This is a genomic window from Terriglobia bacterium, from assembly GCA_020072815.1.
GTDB lineage: Bacteria > Acidobacteriota > Terriglobia > Terriglobales > Acidobacteriaceae > Angelobacter.
This window is the reverse complement of sequence record JAIQGE010000007.1, coordinates 244,273-261,164: the sequence shown is the minus strand read 5'-3', so window position 1 is coordinate 261,164 and position 16,892 is coordinate 244,273. Positions and strand designations below refer to the sequence as shown.

The 16,892-nt window shown below is 59.8% G+C and carries 14 protein-coding genes; 4 read left to right on the top strand and 10 right to left on the bottom strand.

The genetic code is table 11. The features are described from left to right. Positions 1-48 precede the first annotated feature (48 nt). The 4 genes from LAO20_11440 to LAO20_11425 form a co-directional block, all read right to left on the bottom strand. On the bottom strand, positions 49-1,845 hold the full coding sequence (locus LAO20_11440; GenBank protein MBZ5532035.1) for an acyl-CoA dehydrogenase family protein: 1,797 nt from the start codon (positions 1,843-1,845) through the stop codon (positions 49-51). Positions 1,846-1,903: 58 nt separating this feature from the next. Next, positions 1,904-2,290: a GxxExxY protein gene (locus LAO20_11435; protein MBZ5532034.1), complete on the bottom strand. Its 387-nt coding sequence runs from the start codon at positions 2,288-2,290 to the stop codon at positions 1,904-1,906. A 57-nt stretch (positions 2,291-2,347) separates the two neighbouring features. Further along, on the bottom strand, positions 2,348-3,535 hold the full coding sequence (locus LAO20_11430; GenBank protein ID MBZ5532033.1) for an acetyl-CoA C-acyltransferase: 1,188 nt from the start codon (positions 3,533-3,535) through the stop codon (positions 2,348-2,350). A gap of 178 nt (positions 3,536-3,713) precedes the next feature. Further along, the gene (locus LAO20_11425; GenBank protein ID MBZ5532032.1) at positions 3,714-6,212 is read right to left on the bottom strand and encodes an enoyl-CoA hydratase/isomerase family protein; all 2,499 of its coding nucleotides are present in this window, start codon (positions 6,210-6,212) and stop codon (positions 3,714-3,716) included. Between the two features lie 523 nt (positions 6,213-6,735). Here LAO20_11425 and LAO20_11420 point away from each other — a divergent pair. Further along, a complete protein-coding gene (locus LAO20_11420; GenBank protein MBZ5532031.1) occupies positions 6,736-9,255 on the top strand; it encodes an ABC transporter permease in 2,520 nt (839 codons plus the stop codon). Between the two features lie 14 nt (positions 9,256-9,269). Here LAO20_11420 and LAO20_11415 read toward each other — a convergent pair whose 3' ends face one another. The 4 genes from LAO20_11415 to LAO20_11400 form a co-directional block, all read right to left on the bottom strand. Next, positions 9,270-9,689, bottom strand: a complete 420-nt coding sequence (locus LAO20_11415) for a hypothetical protein (protein ID MBZ5532030.1) — start codon at positions 9,687-9,689, stop codon at positions 9,270-9,272. A 59-nt stretch (positions 9,690-9,748) separates the two neighbouring features. Continuing rightward, on the bottom strand, positions 9,749-10,645 hold the full coding sequence (locus LAO20_11410) for a 2-dehydropantoate 2-reductase (GenBank protein ID MBZ5532029.1): 897 nt from the start codon (positions 10,643-10,645) through the stop codon (positions 9,749-9,751). A gap of 92 nt (positions 10,646-10,737) precedes the next feature. Further along, positions 10,738-11,010 (bottom strand): GlsB/YeaQ/YmgE family stress response membrane protein, encoded by a 273-nt coding sequence (locus LAO20_11405; GenBank protein ID MBZ5532028.1) that lies wholly within the window; start codon positions 11,008-11,010, stop codon positions 10,738-10,740. A gap of 241 nt (positions 11,011-11,251) precedes the next feature. After that, the gene (locus LAO20_11400) at positions 11,252-11,734 is read right to left on the bottom strand and encodes an NUDIX domain-containing protein (GenBank protein MBZ5532027.1); all 483 of its coding nucleotides are present in this window, start codon (positions 11,732-11,734) and stop codon (positions 11,252-11,254) included. Positions 11,735-11,982: 248 nt separating this feature from the next. Here LAO20_11400 and LAO20_11395 point away from each other — a divergent pair, with 248 nt between their 5' ends. The 3 genes from LAO20_11395 to LAO20_11385 are packed head-to-tail and all read left to right on the top strand — an operon-like array spanning position 11,983 to position 14,231. After that, positions 11,983-12,909, top strand: a complete 927-nt coding sequence (locus LAO20_11395) for a patatin-like phospholipase family protein (protein ID MBZ5532026.1) — start codon at positions 11,983-11,985, stop codon at positions 12,907-12,909. Between the two features lie 45 nt (positions 12,910-12,954). After that, a complete protein-coding gene (locus tag LAO20_11390; protein ID MBZ5532025.1) occupies positions 12,955-13,449 on the top strand; it encodes a hypothetical protein in 495 nt (164 codons plus the stop codon). A 38-nt stretch (positions 13,450-13,487) separates the two neighbouring features. After that, on the top strand, positions 13,488-14,231 hold the full coding sequence (locus LAO20_11385) for a PIG-L family deacetylase (protein ID MBZ5532024.1): 744 nt from the start codon (positions 13,488-13,490) through the stop codon (positions 14,229-14,231). 291 nt (positions 14,232-14,522) lie between these two features. On the opposite strand, the gene LAO20_11380 is transcribed toward LAO20_11385, so the two are convergent. Both LAO20_11380 and LAO20_11375 read right to left on the bottom strand, forming a co-directional pair. Next, positions 14,523-16,445, bottom strand: coding sequence for a M61 family peptidase (locus LAO20_11380; protein MBZ5532023.1), 1,923 nt, complete (start codon positions 16,443-16,445; stop codon positions 14,523-14,525). A 181-nt stretch (positions 16,446-16,626) separates the two neighbouring features. After that, positions 16,627-16,872 carry a hypothetical protein gene (locus tag LAO20_11375; GenBank protein MBZ5532022.1) on the bottom strand — a complete coding sequence of 82 codons (246 nt, stop codon included), beginning with the start codon at positions 16,870-16,872 and terminating at the stop codon, positions 16,627-16,629. Positions 16,873-16,892: the final 20 nt, after the last annotated feature.

Sequence of the window (16,892 nt, the reverse complement as noted above, 5' to 3'; positions counted from 1 at the left end):
GACCAGAAATGGTCCCGCTTTTTGTTGCTTGAAGAAGCGAGGATCGGTCTATGCCAGCACGTACTTCCCGGCTTCCGCCAGCCGGTTGGCAATTAGCTGGGTCAGGGCGATCACGTTGACCGGCTCGTGCTTGAAGAGCCGCCGCAGGATCACCAGTTGCGTGCGCATCATGTCGCCTTCGGCCACCGCCGCTACGACCCTCCGCGCCGCGCCTTCTATCTTCAGGATGGACTCCGACAAGCTGACCTGGCACATGGCGATGGCCAGTTGGGACTTAGCTTCGCCCTGGCGTTCGATCAGTTTCTGGGTGCGCAGCACGGTGGAATCCATGGCGTAGGCTTCAATCACCATGTCGGCAATCGCGCCCAGGATTTCCTGCTGGTTTTCCAGGTCCATCATGTATTTTTGCGCCGCGGCGCCGGCCAGCATCAGCCCGGCTTTCTTGGCGTTGGAAACCATGACGCGCTCGGCGGAGAGAGGACCCTCCGGCGCGTCCGGTGTCGCTCCGGACATGACTTCTTCCGTGAGCTTCTTGATGGCCGGCATGAGGGCCAGTTGGCCTTTCATGGCCCGCTTGAGCAGCCATCCGGTGATGATCATGCGGTTGATCTCGTTGGTGCCTTCAAAGATGCGGTTCACGCGCGAGTCGCGATACGCCCGCTCCGCCGGATACTCTTCCACAAAGCCGTAGCCGCCGTAGATCTGGACCGTCTCGTCCACCACGAAATCCAGCATCTCCGACCCGAAAACTTTGAGGATGGAGCATTCCACCGCGTACTCTTCAATGTTCTTGGCGGTTTCCTTGTAAGCGGTGGGCGAGTTCTTGTCAATCTCACTCATCGCGGCGTCAATCATGCCCACCGTGCGGTAAGACATGCTTTCGCCGGTGTACACGCCCACGGCCATCCGCGCCAGCTTTTCCTTGATCATGCCGAAGTCGGACAGGTTCTTGCCGAACGCCTTGCGCTGCTTGGCATAGCCAATGGAGTTATTCAGAGCATTGCGCGCGCCGCCCACCACGCCGGCGCCCAGTTTGAAGCGGCCAATGTTCAGTGTGTTGAACGCGATGATGTGTCCTTTGCCGACTTCGCCCAGTAAATTCTCCTTGGGCACGCGACAATCGTTCAGGATGATGGGCGTGGTCGAAGACCCGCGAATACCCATCTTCTTCTCTTCCGCACCGGACTGGAAGCCGGGGAAGCCGCGTTCGATGATGAACGCCGAGAACTTTTCGCCGTCAATCTTCGCGAAGATGATGAACACGTCGGCAAAGCCGCCGTTGGTGATCCACATCTTCTCGCCGTTCAGGATCCACTCTTTGCCGTCGGGTGAGAGCACGGCCTTGGTGCGGGCGTTCATGGCGTCCGACGCCGACGTTGATTCCGACAACGCGTACGCCGCCACCAGTTCACCCGACGCCAGCTTGGGCAGATACTTGGCTTTTTGCTCCGCGGTGCCAAAGTAAACAATGGGCAGCGTGCCGATGCCCACGTGGCCGCCAAAGGCCACGCTGAAGCTGCCGGAAACGGAGATATGTTCGTTGATGAGCGCCGAGGAGATCTTGTCCATGTCCGAGCCGCCGTACTGCTCCGGAATGTCCACATTGGCAATGCCGATCTCGCAGGCCTTCTTGATCAACCCGCGGGTGACGGCGAACTCCTTGTGCTCAATCTTCTCAATGTTGGGGATGATCTCATTCTTGGCGAACTCCTGCGTGGTCTGGACGATTTGCAGGTGTTCTTCCGTGAGATCTTCCGGAGTAAAGACCTGGTCGGTGGTGTGTTCTTCAATCAGAAAACTTCCACCCACCAGCTTGGTCTTGGTTGGGACTGCGATTGTTGCCATAGATTTCTCCTCAAAAACCCAAAAGACTAACCACAAAGGACACGAAGGAACACAAAGGTCATTTCCACCCTGTACCCTCGACTAGCCTTTTGATCCCGTCCTTCAGGTGTAGAACGTTGAAATTAATAATCAGACCCAATTTCTTCTTGCTTAACTTCAAATACGACAAAACTTGCGCGATGTGAACGCGGGAAATTTCTTCAACAGACTTCAGTTCAACGATCACAAGATCATTGACCAACATATCGATGCGATAGCCAACTTCGAGCTTGACTCCGTCATAGACGACCGGCAATCCAAGTTGTGTTTCCACCGCAAATCCTGCTTGCCTAAGCTCATGAGCCAAACACGCTTCATAAGCGCTTTCAAGCAATCCTGGACCAAGAGCTGAATGCACTTTCAGGGCGGCCTTGATAACCGCATGACTGACGTCGTGGGCACTCATTGTGTGTACTTTGGCTTGCTCTGGCATTACCTTTGTGTTCCTTCGTGTCCTTTGTGGTTAAAGCTCTAACGCAGCATTCTCGATGATGCCCGCCGCGCCCATGCCTCCGCCGATACACATGGTCACGATTCCGTACTTCGCGTTCCGCCGTTTCAGCTCACAGATGATCGTCGCCGTAAGCTTGGCCCCGGTGCATCCCAGCGGATGGCCCAAGGCGACCGCGCCGCCGTTGGGGTTGATCTTGCTGATGTCCAACCCGGCTTCCTTGATCACCGAAAGCGCCTGCGCGGCGAAAGCTTCGTTCAGTTCGATCACCGCGATGTCTTCCAGCTTCAACCCGGCCATCTTCAAGACCTTGGGAATGGCATAGACCGGTCCCAGTCCCATCTCTTCCGGCTTGTAGCCGGCGGTGGCAAAGGCCACAAAGCGCGCTAATGGTTTGATGCCCAGTTGCCGGGCTTTGTCAGCGGACATTACGACCGCAGCCGCCGCACCGTCCGACGTTTGCGACGAATTCCCTGCCGTGACCGAGCCGCGCGCATGGAACGCCGGCTTCAGTCCGGCGAGCGCTTCCAGCGTTGTGTCAGCGCGCGGGCCTTCGTCCACTTTGAAGGTAATGTCAACCCGCTTGGGCTTGGAGCCGTTGGGCGCGGTAAAGCTCACCGGCACGGGAACAATCTCGTCTTCGAACTTCCCACCCTGGATCGCCGCCAGCGCTTTCTGGTGGCTGTTGTAGGAAAATTCATCGGCCTGCTCGCGGGTGATGCCAAAGCGCTTGGCCAGACGCTCAGCGGTCAAACCCATGGAGAGATACGCGTCAGGGTAATTGCCGACGAGCCATGGGTTCGCGGAAACTTTGTGGCCACCCATGGGGATCATGCTCATGGACTCGGTGCCGCCGCCAATGGCGATCTCCGCGCGTCCGCTCATGACCGAGTCGGCAGCCAGCGAGATAGCCTGCAGGCCAGACGAGCAGAAGCGATTGATGGTCATGGCGGAAACCTCCACCGGCAGCCCCGCGCGCAGGGACGCAATACGGGCCACGTTCATGCCCTGCTCGGCTTCCGGCGTGGCGCAGCCGATGATGACGTCTTCAATTTCTTTGGTGTCCACCTGTGGCACGCGCTCCAGCGCGCCTTTGATGGCCACGGCGGCCAGGTCGTCAGGACGAGTGGCACGCAAAGTGCCCTTGCCCGATTTGCCCACGGCGGTACGAACTGAACTTACGATTACGGCTTCACGCATAATAGCTCCTAGCTTCTAGCGGCTGGCTTCTAGCTTCAAATCTTGTGCCGCCCCTCCGGGGGTTCGCTTCGCTCCGTCAGGGTTGAAGCCCTGACCTACCCTTCCTCCGTGCCTCCGTGTCTCCGTGGTAGGTTTGCCTTTCCGATCACCCGATGTCCCGATGTTCCGATCACCCGATCTAGTTCCTCAACGGTTTTCCGGTCTTCAACGTAAACTGAATCCTCTCCTGCGTCTTCTTCTCCCCGCAGAGCGACTTGAAGCCTTCACGCTCCAAATCTAGTAGATACTGCTCGCTTATGGGAGTGCCCGGCGTCACGTTGCCGCCGCACAGGATCTCGGCGACTTTGGTCCCCACTTTCACATCGTGGTCGCTGATGTATTCCGCCTGGCGCATGATGTGTATGCCCAGCTTCAGCGTAGCCAGCATGTTCTCGCCCGCCGCCGGAATGTCCGTCCGCGGAACGGGAGCTTTGTATCCGGCGCGGGCCAGTTCGAGCGCACGCTCTTTGGCATCGGCCAGGATGCGTTCGCGATTCATGCTGATCAGATCGCCATCGGAGAGGAAACCCAAGGCTCGGGCTTCGGCAGCCGACGTTGACACCTTGGCCATGCCCACGATTTCAAACGCGCGCTTGAGGCCTTCAAATACCTCAACTGTTTCGCCGCGGCCCTCCGGCCGGACGGCGTGAGCGTTGTCCATGGCGCGCAGCAGCATCTCTTTGCATCCGCCGCCGCCGGGTAGCAGGCCCACGCCGACTTCCACCAGGCCCATGTAGAGTTCCGAGTGCGGCTGGCGGGCCGCGGAGTGCAGGTTGATTTCGCAACCGCCGCCCAGCGTCATGCCGAACGACGCTGTGACCACCGGACGCGAGCAGAACTTGATGGCCTGGGTCATGCCCTGGAACTGCTTGATGGCCAGGTCAACCTCGTCCCACTCTTCTTCCTGCACGGCCAGCATGAGCATCATGAGGTTGGCGCCGACGGAGAAGTTGCCGGAGTCGCCGGTAATGACGAAGGCTTCAAACTGGTCGCCGATGCCGCCGGTCTTGAGCGACTGCGTGACCATCTGCACAATGTCGCCGCCCAGGGCGTTCATTTTGCTGTGAAATTCAATGCAGCCCACGCCGTCGCCCAGATCAATCAGTGACGCGCCGGCATTTTTCTTCACCACGCCGTGCGACTTCTTCGCGGCCTGCACCGACCACACGCCCTCGGCAACCTCCACCGGACGGTATTTCCCGCTGCGCAAATCAAAATACGCGCGGCCGGAAGGCGATGCTGGATCGTCCTTGTACCAGCTCTTCCCACCCGCAGCCAGCAGCTTCTCGACGTTGGCGGAAACCGGCTTGCCTTCAGCTTTCATCTTGGCGACCGTGGCTTCCACGCCGGCCATGTCCCAAACTTCAAACGGACCCACTTCCCAGTTGAAGCCCATGCGCATGGCCTGGTCAATTTCCACAACCGTGTCGGCGATTTCCGGAATGCGGTTGGCCGAGTACGTGAACATTTCCGAGAGACTCGACCAGATGAACTTGACGGCTTTATCTTTCGGGTCGCCGCCCAGGACGGCGCGCAGGCGCTCGCCCATATCTTCAATAGGCTTGGCCATTTCCAACGCGGCGAATTTCGGCTTCTGCGCCGTGTGGTACTCCAGCGTCTTCCAGTCAATGGCCTGCTTCTCTTCTCCCTGTGCGCTCTTGATCTTCTTGTAGAAGCCGGCTTTGGTTTTGTCGCCCAGCAGCTTGCGCTCAATCATCTGGTTGAAAAACTCCGGCAGCTTCAGGTCAGAGCGCTCGTCCTGCACGTTCTTGCTGAAGTTCTTGACCACGCTCGCCAGAACATCGAGCCCGACCAGGTCCAGCGTGCGGAACGTGGGGTTCTTGGTCCAGCCGCCGCTGCTGGTGAGCGCGTCAATTTCTTCCACGGTCAAATCCATCTCCTGCATCAGGCGGAAAACGTTCAAGCCCGCGTAGGTGCCAATGCGGTTGGCGATGAAGTTGGGCGTATCTTTGGCCACCACGATTCCCTTGCCCATGCGCACGTCGCCAAAATGCGAGACGGCGGCGATGGCGGCAGGATCGGCTTCCGGCGTGGGAATGATCTCCAGCAAGCGCATGTAGCGCGGCGGATTGAAGAAGTGCGTGCCAAACCAGTGGCGGCGAAGGTCATCACTGAACCCTTCCGCGATGCTGGCCACCGGCAGGCCGCTGGTGTTCGTCGTGACAATGCTGCCCGGCTTCCGTACAGCTTCCACTTTCTTAAGCAAAGCCCGCTTGATCTCCAGGTTCTCGGCCACGGCCTCGACGATCCAGTCGGCGTCGGTCAGCAGCTTCATGTCGTCATCAAAGTTGCCGATCGTGATCAGCTTTTCCAGCCCTTTTTCGAAAAAAGCCGCGGGCTTGGACTTGACGGCGGCGTCCAGTCCGGCGGCCACGATCTTGTTGCGCGCGGCCTTGTCAGTACTTTGAACGGCGTCCGGTGGAACAATGTCCAGCAGAACGCAGCGTAAGCCGGCGTTGGCAAAGTGGGCGGCAATGCGCGCGCCCATGGTCCCGGCTCCCAGCACGGCAACCTTGTTAATGCGCTGGTGCGGAGTGGTTCCCCTGCCTCCGTTGGACTGGGCTGCGGGAACGGGTGAACTCGACTGGGTGGGAGCAGAAACGGTTGAAGTGCTCATGAGAGCGTCTCCTGTATTACGCGGGTCGTTAAGACGTAGATCAGCAACAGGGAGAGAAGACATCTACCGGAACGCTTAAAATGATAACAGTTTTGCAGCTTCCGTCCGGCGGCGTGTTGGTGCGTTGGCAATGAGCTAACTCCCGGGATAAAGGGCCCATTCGGTAAGGACGAGCGGCACCTTGAGAGCTTGACACAGCGATCCGCCACGCAGCCCAAAACCGCCGGGCCGGCCCAAAACCTCAACAATCATACTGAATGAACGTTCATTCAGTCAATGCCTGCCACTTGTTTTCAAGCACTTAGGATGTTGCACTCCCTTGCGTCCGATCGCTGCGGCTTCCCCGCCCAAAGCCTTCGATCTCAACACACATGCTAACTCCCCAGCAATCGCGGCAGTCTTAACGCTCGCAAGACGATTTTTCTTGTACCCGTTGCGCGTGGACTTTCGTATTCAGCTCTTGAGCCTGGCTCTACGTCGGGCTGAATGGCAGCGAACCCGGAGGACACTGGTGAAGACTCTTCTGCAGGACATTCGATACGCCTGGCGGCAGTTGCGCAAGGCTCCCGGCTTTACCGCCACCGCTGTGCTCACGCTGGCTCTGGGCATTGGCGCCAACACCGCAATCTTTACGCTGGTGCATGAAATCCTGCTGAAGTCGCTGCCGGTGGCCGACGCCAAGGGCCTGTATCGCGTGGGCGACACGGTGGACTGCTGCGTGGAAGGCGGCTATGAGGACGACTGGACCATCTTCTCCTATCCGCTTTACCAGTACCTGCAAGCCAACACTCCGGAATTCCAGACTCTGGCGGCGTCGCAGACCAACCGCCCCGATCTCAGCGTGCGGCGGGAAGGCGCGCGAACGGCGGAATCCTTCCAGGGCGAACTGGTATCAGGAAACTTCTTCTCCACCATGGGCGTCGGTCCGTTTGCCGGACGGTTGATCGCGCCTGACGACGACCAATCCGGCGCGGCGCCGGTAGCGGTGATGAGCTTCCGCGCATGGCAAAACAAATATGGATTGGACCGGTCGGTCATCGGAAGTAATTTCACCATCAACGGCATTGGCATGACGCTGATCGGCGTTGCCCCGCCGGGCTTCTTTGGCGACCGCCTGGAAAGCGATCCGCCTGACTTCTGGATGCCCATAGCGTTGGAGCCCGCGTTCCACCGCGAGAACACCATGCTGCACGACACCACCGTAAACTGGCTCTATCTGATCGGGCGATTGCGTCCAGGCAGCGCCATGGGCCAGGTGTCCACGCACATGACGGCCGAGTTACAGCAGTATCTGCGCCAGCCGGAAAACCAGAACCACTATTCCAAACTGGACGACATCCCCAAGCAGGTTATTCGCGTGTCTCCGGGCGCCGGCGGCGTGAACTTTATGGAAGACCAAGCCAAGTCCGCGCTTCTCTTTCTGCTGGCCATTTCTTCGGCCATTCTGTTGATCGCTTGCGCCAACGTGGCCAACCTGCTGCTGGCGCGCGGCACGGCGCTCAAACAGCGCACTTCCCTGCTGCTGGCCATGGGTGCATCGCGCGGGCGCATCATCCGCGCGCGCCTCACGGAAAGCGTGATGCTGGCGGTGATGGGCGGCGCCGCGGGCCTTCTTCTCGCTTACTACGCCAGCCGTGGCATGGTGGTGATGGCTTTTCGCGGCGCTCAATACGTACCGCTGAGCACGGCGCCGTCTTGGCCCATTCTGGGATTCACCTTTGCCGTTGCGTTGCTGACGGGCATCATCTTCGGCGTGGCGCCGGCCTGGATCGCATCCAAATCTGATCCGGCGGAAGCCCTGCGCGGCGCCAGCCGCAGCACCCGCGACAGTTCCGCTCTGCCGCAGAAATCGTTGGTCGTGGTGCAAGCCGCGTTGTCGCTGGCGCTGCTGACCATCGCCGGACTGGTGACGCAGAGCCTGCGCAATCTGCAAGGGCAGGACTTCGGGTTCGGCCGCGAAGGCCGCCTCCTGGTGATGATCAGTCCCAACAGCGCCGGCTACACCGCGGAAAGGCTGGCCGGACTCTATCAGCAGATCGAAGATCGCTTCCAGCACGCGCCCGGCGTTCTCCATGCCAGCCTGTCGCTTTACACCGCGCAGCAAGGCAACAACTGGGGTGAAGGCATCTGGATTCCCGGCCACCAGCGTATTCCCGGCGAAGGCGCTTCCTGGGACCGCGTGAGCACGCAGTATTTTGAAGCCATCGGCACGCCGGTGCTGCGCGGACGCAGCTTCCGGGAAAGCGACACCGCAACCTCGCAACACGTGGCCGTGGTGAATGAGGCCTTCGCCAAAAAGTTTTTCCCCAAGGGCACGGCGCTGGGCGAGCACTTTGGCAAGAGCGGCGGCGCCCACGCCGGCGACTACGAAATCGTGGGCGTGGTCAAGGACGCCATCTATCAAAATCCTGCTCAACCGCCGCGTCCTATGTTTTTCATCCCGCTGGTGCAGACCGTGCCATATGAAGCCGAGACTGACCGGCGCGTGGAAACCGCTTCCCGGTACATGAGCACGATTGAACTGCACGTGGCCGGCGACGCCAACAGTTTCCAGTCCGAAGCACGCCGCATTCTGGCCGGCATTGATCCCAACCTAGTTCCGCTTTCCCTGCGGACCTTCAACGAGCAAATCGAACTGCGCACCACGCAGAATGTTCTGGTATCGCGGCTGAGCGGGGCCTTCGGGCTGATCGCGTTGGCGTTGGCTTCCGTGGGCCTCTATGGACTCACCGCGTATCAGGTGGGCCGGCGCACCAGCGAGATCGGCGTGCGCATGGCGCTGGGCGCCGACCGCTTCAGCATCTTGAAGCTCGTGCTGCGCGGGGCTTTTCTGCAAGTGGGCATCGGCCTGGCGATTGGCGTTCCTCTGGCCTTCGGCGGCAAGGCCCTGCTGGCCAGCCAACTCTTCGGCCTGGGCAAGGTTGAGCCGGCCATTCTCACCGTCTCTGTTCTGGCGCTGATGCTCAGCGCCCTGGTGGCCAGCATGGTGCCGGCACGGCGCGCCGCGGCCATTGATCCCATGCAGGCGCTCAGGACGGAATAGAACTGCAAGAACGACTACTTAGGAGGCCTCTTGGCGGGCGGCAGTTGACGATTTGCGGTCTGCTGGGTGATGCGTAACATCACGAATTCTGCCGGCTTGACCGGGGCCACGCCGACCAGGACGATCAGGCGTCCGTTGTCCAGGTCATTTTGCGTCATGGTGCTGCGGTCGCATTTGACCCAAAACGCCTGCTGCTGCTTGTTCCCCTGCAGCTTGCCGATCTGCCATTCGTTGACCAGAAAGTTTTCCATCGTCTGCCGGACCTTGGCCCAAAGCTTTTCATTGTTGGGCTCAAAGACGGCGAAGTCTGTCTGCTTCTGCAACGAGACCTTGAGCTGATCAAGATACTGCTGTACCGACGCGGCGGATTTGGGCGGAGGCGATGTTCTTTGCGCCGCTCTTGGCCCCTGCGCGTGGCCGAAGCTGACGGCCATCGCGGCGAATACAGCTATCAACAATGTTTTGCGCACTGCAATCCTCTCATACCTTAGGGTCACACGTTCAGCTTGCTGCGAATGGCGTCAACCATTTCCCTGGTCGCGGGGACCGGTAGGCCGTGCTGGTCAGCGCCGCGCAAAATAGGCCCGGCTATGGCATCGAGTTCCAATGGACGGTGGGCTTCCTCATCTTTCTGCATGGAGCTGCGCATGCCCGCGGGCATCCCATTGATGGCGGCCAGCAGCGTGTCCACGTTGACCACCGCGCCGCTGGCGTTGGCCACAGTGCAAGCTTCGCGCACGCAGGCTTCCAGCAGGGCTTTTTGTTGAGCGTCACTCAGGACGCTGCCAATCCCGGTGCCCGCGGCGGTGGTCGCCAGCGCGAACGGCGCCAGAAATGCCAGCTTGCTCCACAGCAGCGTGTTTTCGTCTTCGATGAACTTGCAATCGAAGCCGAAGCGGGTGAAGTGCTCCGTCACCGGCTCGAGCAGTGGACGTCCCACGGCTGAGGCGTTGATGCGCGCAAACGGCGAGCGATGGACGATCACGCCGGGCGCGGTACGCTCACTTTCTCCAGCGAAGGTGGCGGGGATGACGCGGTCGTGACCAAAGCGCGCGCGGAGAAGCGCGACGTGGTCAATGCCGTTGAGCAGCGGAACCACATAACGGACGCGCGCGGCAGCGGAAGTAGTATCGGGCGGAATACCCTTGAGCGCCGATTCCAGTTGCGTGGCTTTGACGCTGATCCAGAGGATGTCAACTGGTTGACTGATGGTCGCCGCGACCGACACCGGCACAGTGAACTTCCCGAACTTGCTGTCGAGCGACAGTTGGCGAGGATGCTGCGCCAGCGCCTCCGGCCGGACGACCAGCGTGACCTGCTCGCCGGACTTGGCGAGCACCGCGCCAACCAACCCGCCGACTCCGCCTGCTCCGAGAATGAAGTGGTGCATGGGACCCCTTCCGCGCCTTCAAGAATATCTTAGCGGCGATGCCAAGGGGGAATGCCGGGGGCGGCTGGGCTCCACAATCTTCGCGAGGTGAGCTAGAACGGGTTGACCGCGGGAAAATGAATGTTCAACTTGTAGCAAAGGTAGAGAACCAGGATCGCGCCCAGTGTGGAAAAAATCAGGCCGGCGGGATGATATCGCGCGTTGCTGCTCGGGCGCGAAAACATGTGGGTAACGGCGCCGCCGAGGATCCCTCCGATGATGCCGAGCACGATCGTCCAGAAGAGCGTCATGTGCACGTGCATCACCGATTTCGCGATAATCCCCGAGATGAGCCCAATCAGGATGTACCAGATAATGTGAAACATGCTACTTCCTCCAGCGTTGGCCTTCAGAACGCGGACGAAGTATAACCCAGGGTTCGGCAATCGAACTGTCCGTTTTAGCACACATGTTTAGCACATCGTCTTTAGCACGGTTTCGCACCAGCACCGTCATCCCGCACGATCCACGCACTGACGGATTCCAGCTCTGTGCCGCTGCTTTATGCCGCAACCCCGCACAGTGAAACACTTCCTGACTTGACCCGGTGGCCGTTGGCAGCCAGGTTTATTCGGAAACCTGAAATCCTTCCGGGTTCTCTTTCACATACTCCAGCGCTTTTTTCGCCACGTCTTTTTCGCCGCTGTAGCTCAGGCGCGCAGCAGCGTCCTCGAGCGGCAGCCAATAGGCGCGCCGGACTTCATGCCGCATGGCGGGCTTGATATCGTCAATCTGGCCTGACTGGTATTTCATCAGGTAGAAGCTGACAATCTTGAAGACCTTGGCGTGGTCTGACCATTTGCGCGAGTACACGTACTTGACGTCCGCCAGCTTGGTCACCGGACGCGCGCGCAGCCCGGTCTCCTCATGCACCTCGCGCACGGCAGCCTGGAGCGGCTCCTCGCCGGCGTCCACGTTGCCCTTGGGCAGGGCCACCAGGTCTTTGCGGTCTTCCGGTTCGCCTTCGCGTCCCGGTTCAATCACCGCCGTCCACCAGCGGTCCTGCATGTGGCGCAGGACCAACGCGCCGGCGGAGAACTCGCGGACCATCTTCTTGTCGTCATTCTTGTCGGTGGTAATGGCGCTTCCTTTCGCTGGCCGGCCCGCCGCCCGCCAACAAACTGGCGGGCTGACAACAATTTACCAAGGCCGCGACAAGGTTGTCTCGGATGGCCGCAAATGTTGGGGAAACTAAAGTGTCACGCGACTGTCTGATTTCGCTGATTGCGTCGTAAACTTGGAGCAGCGTATCCCGCCCCATAACTGATTTCGCTTCGGCAAGACGGGGAGTTAGTGACTTGAAGAATCCGCTGGACAAGATTGTTCGCAGCGTTCAGGCGTTTAAGCGCGAAATGAAGCGCAGCTCGCGACCTGACGCTCCGGCTGAGCCGGCTCCCCGGCCAAGACCAAAGATCGGCCTGGCTCTTGGCGGAGGGTTCGCGCGCGGTCTGGCCCACATCGGCATTCTCAAGGTCTTTGAAGAAGAGCAAATTCCTATTGATTTTCTTGCCGGAACCAGCGTGGGCGCGTTGATCGGCGCCGGCTTTGCCAGCGGCGTCCCGGCCGCGGAGCTGGTGGAGATCGCGGCGCAAGTCCGCTTCAAAGATTTTTCCCGCTGGACGTTTTCCCGCTTCGGCCTATTCAGCAATGACAAAATGTCCGCCTTCCTGCACCGCGCGCTGCGCTGCAAGACGTTTGAAGAGCTGCGCATTCCGCTGTCGGTGACCGCCACTGACATCATCACCGGCGAGCCGGCGGTGTTTACCAGCGGCGATTTGATTGATCCGGTGCGCGCCAGCTGCGCTTACCCCGGCATGTTCCAGCCGGTAAGAATCGGCGAGCGGCTGCTGGTGGACGGGCTACTGGCTTACTCGGTCCCGGCCCAGCCTCTGCGCACCATGGGCGCTGAGCGTGTGGTGGCCGTCCATTTGGCGGCCAACTGGGTGAAGGCCCGCGGTCCGCGCCACGTTTTTGACGTGATCGGGCAATGCTTCTCCATCGCCCAGGAGAAAATGGGCGCATCCTGGCGAGCGCTCTCTGACGTGGTGGTGGAGCCGGACATCGGCGAATTTGGTTATGACGACTTTCTCCGCGCGCACGAACTGGTCAAAGCCGGTGAAGACGCCATGCGCGCCGTGCTGCCCAAGCTGCGCGAGTTGCTGCCCGCAGCGTCGCCTGCGCAGGAAGGCACGGCGTCCGCGACGCAAACCGCGGTTGCAAAGTAAATCCCGCGAATCTTCGGGCTCGTTCTTTTCATCTTTCAAGTGTGTTTGCTGAATCCGAAGCTATCCAGCAAAATATGGCGAAATCCAATGGCTCTCAATAAACTTGCGTTAGGTGTGGTTCTCGCCTCAAGTCTTCTCTTCGGCGGGGCTTTTGCCGCGCGCAGCAGACCTGTTCTGTTCCAGGTTTTTGCCCAGACCCACTGCGCTTGTGGTGAATACTTCGAAGAAGTTACGGGATGGACCGTGTTCAACCCGTTCCGTGACCGATCACCGGAGCGGTCCGCTGCGCAGTTTCTCGATGAACTTAAGGACGGAAAATGCACGGTTGACGACCAGCTTTGCCGGCATGCGTTGGACGAACACCGCATTTCCGAGTGGCGCCTCGAGAACCGGCACGATCGCAATGGCCGAGTAGAACTGTATTACAGGCTTACAAAGCCCGGCGCGCCCCCCAAACTTCGGCTTACGGGCCAGGGGCGGGTTGACGTGTCGCGCAAGCAGAATCAATGGACGGTTTCGTTTTACTCCAGCTACTTCTAGTAACTTAGATTCCGCTACTGAAAGGCGTTTCGATACAAATGCTGCGCTTGCTCTGTTTCACCGCACACCCTGACGATGAAGCCGGCGGCTTCGGCGGCACGCTGCTTCACTACGCTGAACTCGGCGTGGAGACCCACGTTGTCTGCCTCACCGCCGGCACAGCCGCCACACACCGCGGCGAGGCGAAAACGGACGAAGAACTGGCGGCCATCCGCCGTCGCGAGTTTGCCGTCGCCTGCCGGATGCTCAAAGTCAGCCAGGACGCGGTGCTCGACTATCCGGACGGCAAGCTCGACCAGCAGAACTTTCAGACCGTGGTCGCCGACCTGACGCGCCGCGTGCGTGAGATCAAGCCGCACGTGATCATGACCTTTGGCACAGAAGGCGCCATCACCGCGCACCCGGACCACTCCATGGTCTCCATCTTCGCGACCATGGCCTGCCACTGGGCGGGACGCAGCAACCGCTTCGCCGACCAGTTGCAGCACGGCCTCACGCCGCACCAGACTCAGAAGCTTTATTACGGCACCACGCTGTTCACCATGCCCGGACGCCCGCCGATTTCGCAAGCGCCATCCACGGCGGTGATTGAGCTCAGCCAGCACGAACGCGAAACCAAAGTCCTGGCGTTCAAGTGCCACACCTCGCAGTCGCCGCTCTTCCCTTTCTTTGAGGAGACGGTGGAAAAACGCGGACGGCTGGAACTTTTCCACTTGGCCGCGTCGTCCACGCCGAGGAAAGTGGAGACGGAGCGCGACTTGTTTGCTGGGGTGGTGGAATAAATCGGGTGATCTGGCGATCGGGTGATCGGAAAGACGAAAACCCACCACGGAGACACGGAGGCACGGAGAACGACAAGCAACAGGGTTTGTGTTGGATCCACGAACTCCGAGTTCTTCAAAGCCACAGCGCCAATAGGCGCGAAATGAGTTAGCCCAGCGCGGAAGCGCTGGGTAGGCTTTGGAAGAAACAATGAGCCCCGGAGGGGCGACACAGAAGGTCAAAAACCAAGCCCACCATCGCTGACGGGCTCAAAGGTTTTGGCTAAGTGCTCGTTGCTAACTGCTAATTGCTTACTTTGCCACCGGCTTGATGATCTCGCTCAGCACATCCGGCTTCGATTCATCGCGCACCATGTGGACGTATTTCTCGCCATCGTGGTACGGAAGCGTGTAGGTCTTGTAGAAATCGCCGTTAGAGACCAGCAATTCAATGCCAGTGCCGCTGGCCTTTCCCATCTTGAGCGCGTCGCGCAGGATGTCCGGATCAAACTTGCGGCTGTTGACCGCGACCAGCTTGGTGCCCGGAGCAATGCCCGCCGCGGCTGCGGGACTTCCTGCCAGCACGTCGTGAATGCCGCCTTTGTCGTCCAGCGCCAGCCCGATGGAGAAGCGCGCGTCCACCACGTTGCGCGTCTTTTCCATGTCCTTGGTGAACTCGCTCGGCTCTTCGGTGTATACCAGCTTCCAGCCGCCGTTGCTGATGCCGCCCAGCGGCGCGCCCGGACCGTAGGAATCCAGGCGGTCGCGCAGGAATTTCTTCCAGTCGTACGGTGCGACCTGGTTGAGAGCGTTGACCACGTCATCAAAGTTATAGGTGACGACTTTGGGCGCGGTGTTTTGCCCGCCGTGAAACAGCCGGCTGAAATCGTTGAGCGACTTCTGGCCGTTGGTCTGCTGGCGAATCACCGTGTCCGCCTCCAGCCAGATGAGAAAGCCCTCTGGGTAGTAATCCACACTGCGCCGCCAGCTCTCAAACTCCGGGGCCGCTCCGTAGAGCAGCTGTGCGGCATCGGCAGTATCTTGCAGAGGACGCCACCTACGCCCCAGCGTATGGTCCAGCATGGCCGCTTGCTCGGCGGACTGGTCCAGGAATTGTTGCTTGGTCCACAGGCCGCTGCGCGCGGCCAGAATGTCGCCCCAATACTGCGTGAGTCCTTCATACACCCATAGCAGGTCGCCTTTCATCGGGTCTTGGTAGTTCGGCGTGGCCAGGCCCGCGGGACGGCGATATTTGCCGTTCCAGGAATGCGTCATCTCGTGCGGTAGCAGCGCACCGGCGAGCCAGCGCATGCCGTCGTCAATCAGAGTGCGCTCGGCAACACGGTCGTCGCTCGACTGGTGATGTTCCAGCCCGAAGTGGGCTGTGTGGTCGCTCAGCGTCAGCAGGAAGTGATACTCGTTGTAATGCCGCGCGCCGAACAGCGCTCCCGTCTCCGCCACCAGGCGTTTGTAGCCGTCAATGGTGACCTGCGGCATCTGCAACGCAGCGTCGCCGTCAGAAACCATGTCAACAAAATGCGGGATGGATTCTGGCGATCCCAGCGCGATGCGGCGGAAGTGCGCGCCGGCCAGCACCGGCGAATCCACCAGCGTGGTCAGCGATACGGTTTTGAACGCCACGTCCTGCCCGCTCTCGCTGGCCACCGGCAACGCTGTCCCGTAGTGCCATCCGGCAGGCAGCTTGAGTGAAACCGTGACCTGCACGTCGTCACTGTTGGCGCCTTGGGGATACAGCACCACCTGGTTCCAACTCAGCATGGCCAATTGCGTGGTGGCTGATGCTCCCGAAGAAAAGCCTTCCGGTGGCGCGGGCATCACCAAATCAAGACGCGCGTCCAGCGTGGTTGTGCCCGGCGGGACGGTCAGGTGGAAGGTAAACATCTCTGAGAGATCGCGCTGCCAGTTGAGGCGCTGCGATCCGGCAAAGAACTGCAAGCCCGTCACGTCAGTGATAGGGCCGGTGGGACCATGCTCACCCGGAATCCATTTGGGATAAACCACGGTCACCAGGCCCGGGGAAACCGGGATCTGCATTTGCACGTGGAGGACTTTTTCGCCGGCGTGCGTGGCGTCCAGCGACAGTCGAATGGGTTGCGCGGGCGCAGCGGGAGCGGCAGGCGCTGGCTTTTTCTTCTGGGCAAAGCTGTTTTGGGTGAAACCGGTAACAAGCACAAAAAAGCTAAGAACAAGGGCAGTGCGTTTCAACATAGTCATGAGTGTGAGCTTCTCCGGGGCGAGCGGGATTAGCCTAATGAACGCGGTTGGGGAAAGCAAGGGCAGCCAGATTGAGTAATTGGGTAATTTGGTAATCTGGTAATTTGAAAGCCTTCCGCGCCGGATTCAATTACCCGATTACCAAATTACTCAATTACCAATTTCTTCGTGTCCTTTGTGGTTAGCTTTTTTTCTTCTTCCCCGTCTTCGGCGTTTCTTGTCCGGTTACGTTGGCCAGCAGGATATCGAAAGCGTCTTTGGCGGTCATTTCTTTAGTGCGGGTTTTGTTGTGCTTGTATTTGTGTTCGTAGTTGCAGGTGCGGCAGCGCGTCACCAGCACTTCCTCGCCCATCACGGACACCACGGCGTGGTCGGTGGTGCGTTTGCATCGCGAACAATGGTCGTCAATGTCGTCGCCGAGTCGCATGACAAATCTCCTTCTTGTGG

Excerpts from the sequence above, each read along its gene's own strand:
- LAO20_11385 (MBZ5532024.1), top strand. The coding sequence starts at position 13,488 with ATGCTGCGCTTGCTCTGTTTCACCGCACACCCTGACGATGAAGCCGGC.
- LAO20_11435 (MBZ5532034.1), bottom strand. The coding sequence starts at position 2,290 with ATGAGTGCCCACGACGTCAGTCATGCGGTTATCAAGGCCGCCCTGAAA.
- LAO20_11425 (MBZ5532032.1), bottom strand. The coding sequence starts at position 6,212 with ATGAGCACTTCAACCGTTTCTGCTCCCACCCAGTCGAGTTCACCCGTT.
- LAO20_11375 (MBZ5532022.1), bottom strand. The coding sequence starts at position 16,872 with ATGCGACTCGGCGACGACATTGACGACCATTGTTCGCGATGCAAACGC.
- LAO20_11415 (MBZ5532030.1), bottom strand. The coding sequence starts at position 9,689 with ATGGCCGTCAGCTTCGGCCACGCGCAGGGGCCAAGAGCGGCGCAAAGA.
- LAO20_11400 (MBZ5532027.1), bottom strand. The coding sequence starts at position 11,734 with ATGGTCCGCGAGTTCTCCGCCGGCGCGTTGGTCCTGCGCCACATGCAG.
- LAO20_11430 (MBZ5532033.1), bottom strand. The coding sequence starts at position 3,535 with ATGCGTGAAGCCGTAATCGTAAGTTCAGTTCGTACCGCCGTGGGCAAA.
- LAO20_11410 (MBZ5532029.1), bottom strand. The coding sequence starts at position 10,645 with ATGCACCACTTCATTCTCGGAGCAGGCGGAGTCGGCGGGTTGGTTGGC.
- LAO20_11405 (MBZ5532028.1), bottom strand. The coding sequence starts at position 11,010 with ATGTTTCACATTATCTGGTACATCCTGATTGGGCTCATCTCGGGGATT.
- LAO20_11440 (MBZ5532035.1), bottom strand. The coding sequence starts at position 1,845 with ATGGCAACAATCGCAGTCCCAACCAAGACCAAGCTGGTGGGTGGAAGT.
- LAO20_11380 (MBZ5532023.1), bottom strand. The coding sequence starts at position 16,445 with ATGACTATGTTGAAACGCACTGCCCTTGTTCTTAGCTTTTTTGTGCTT.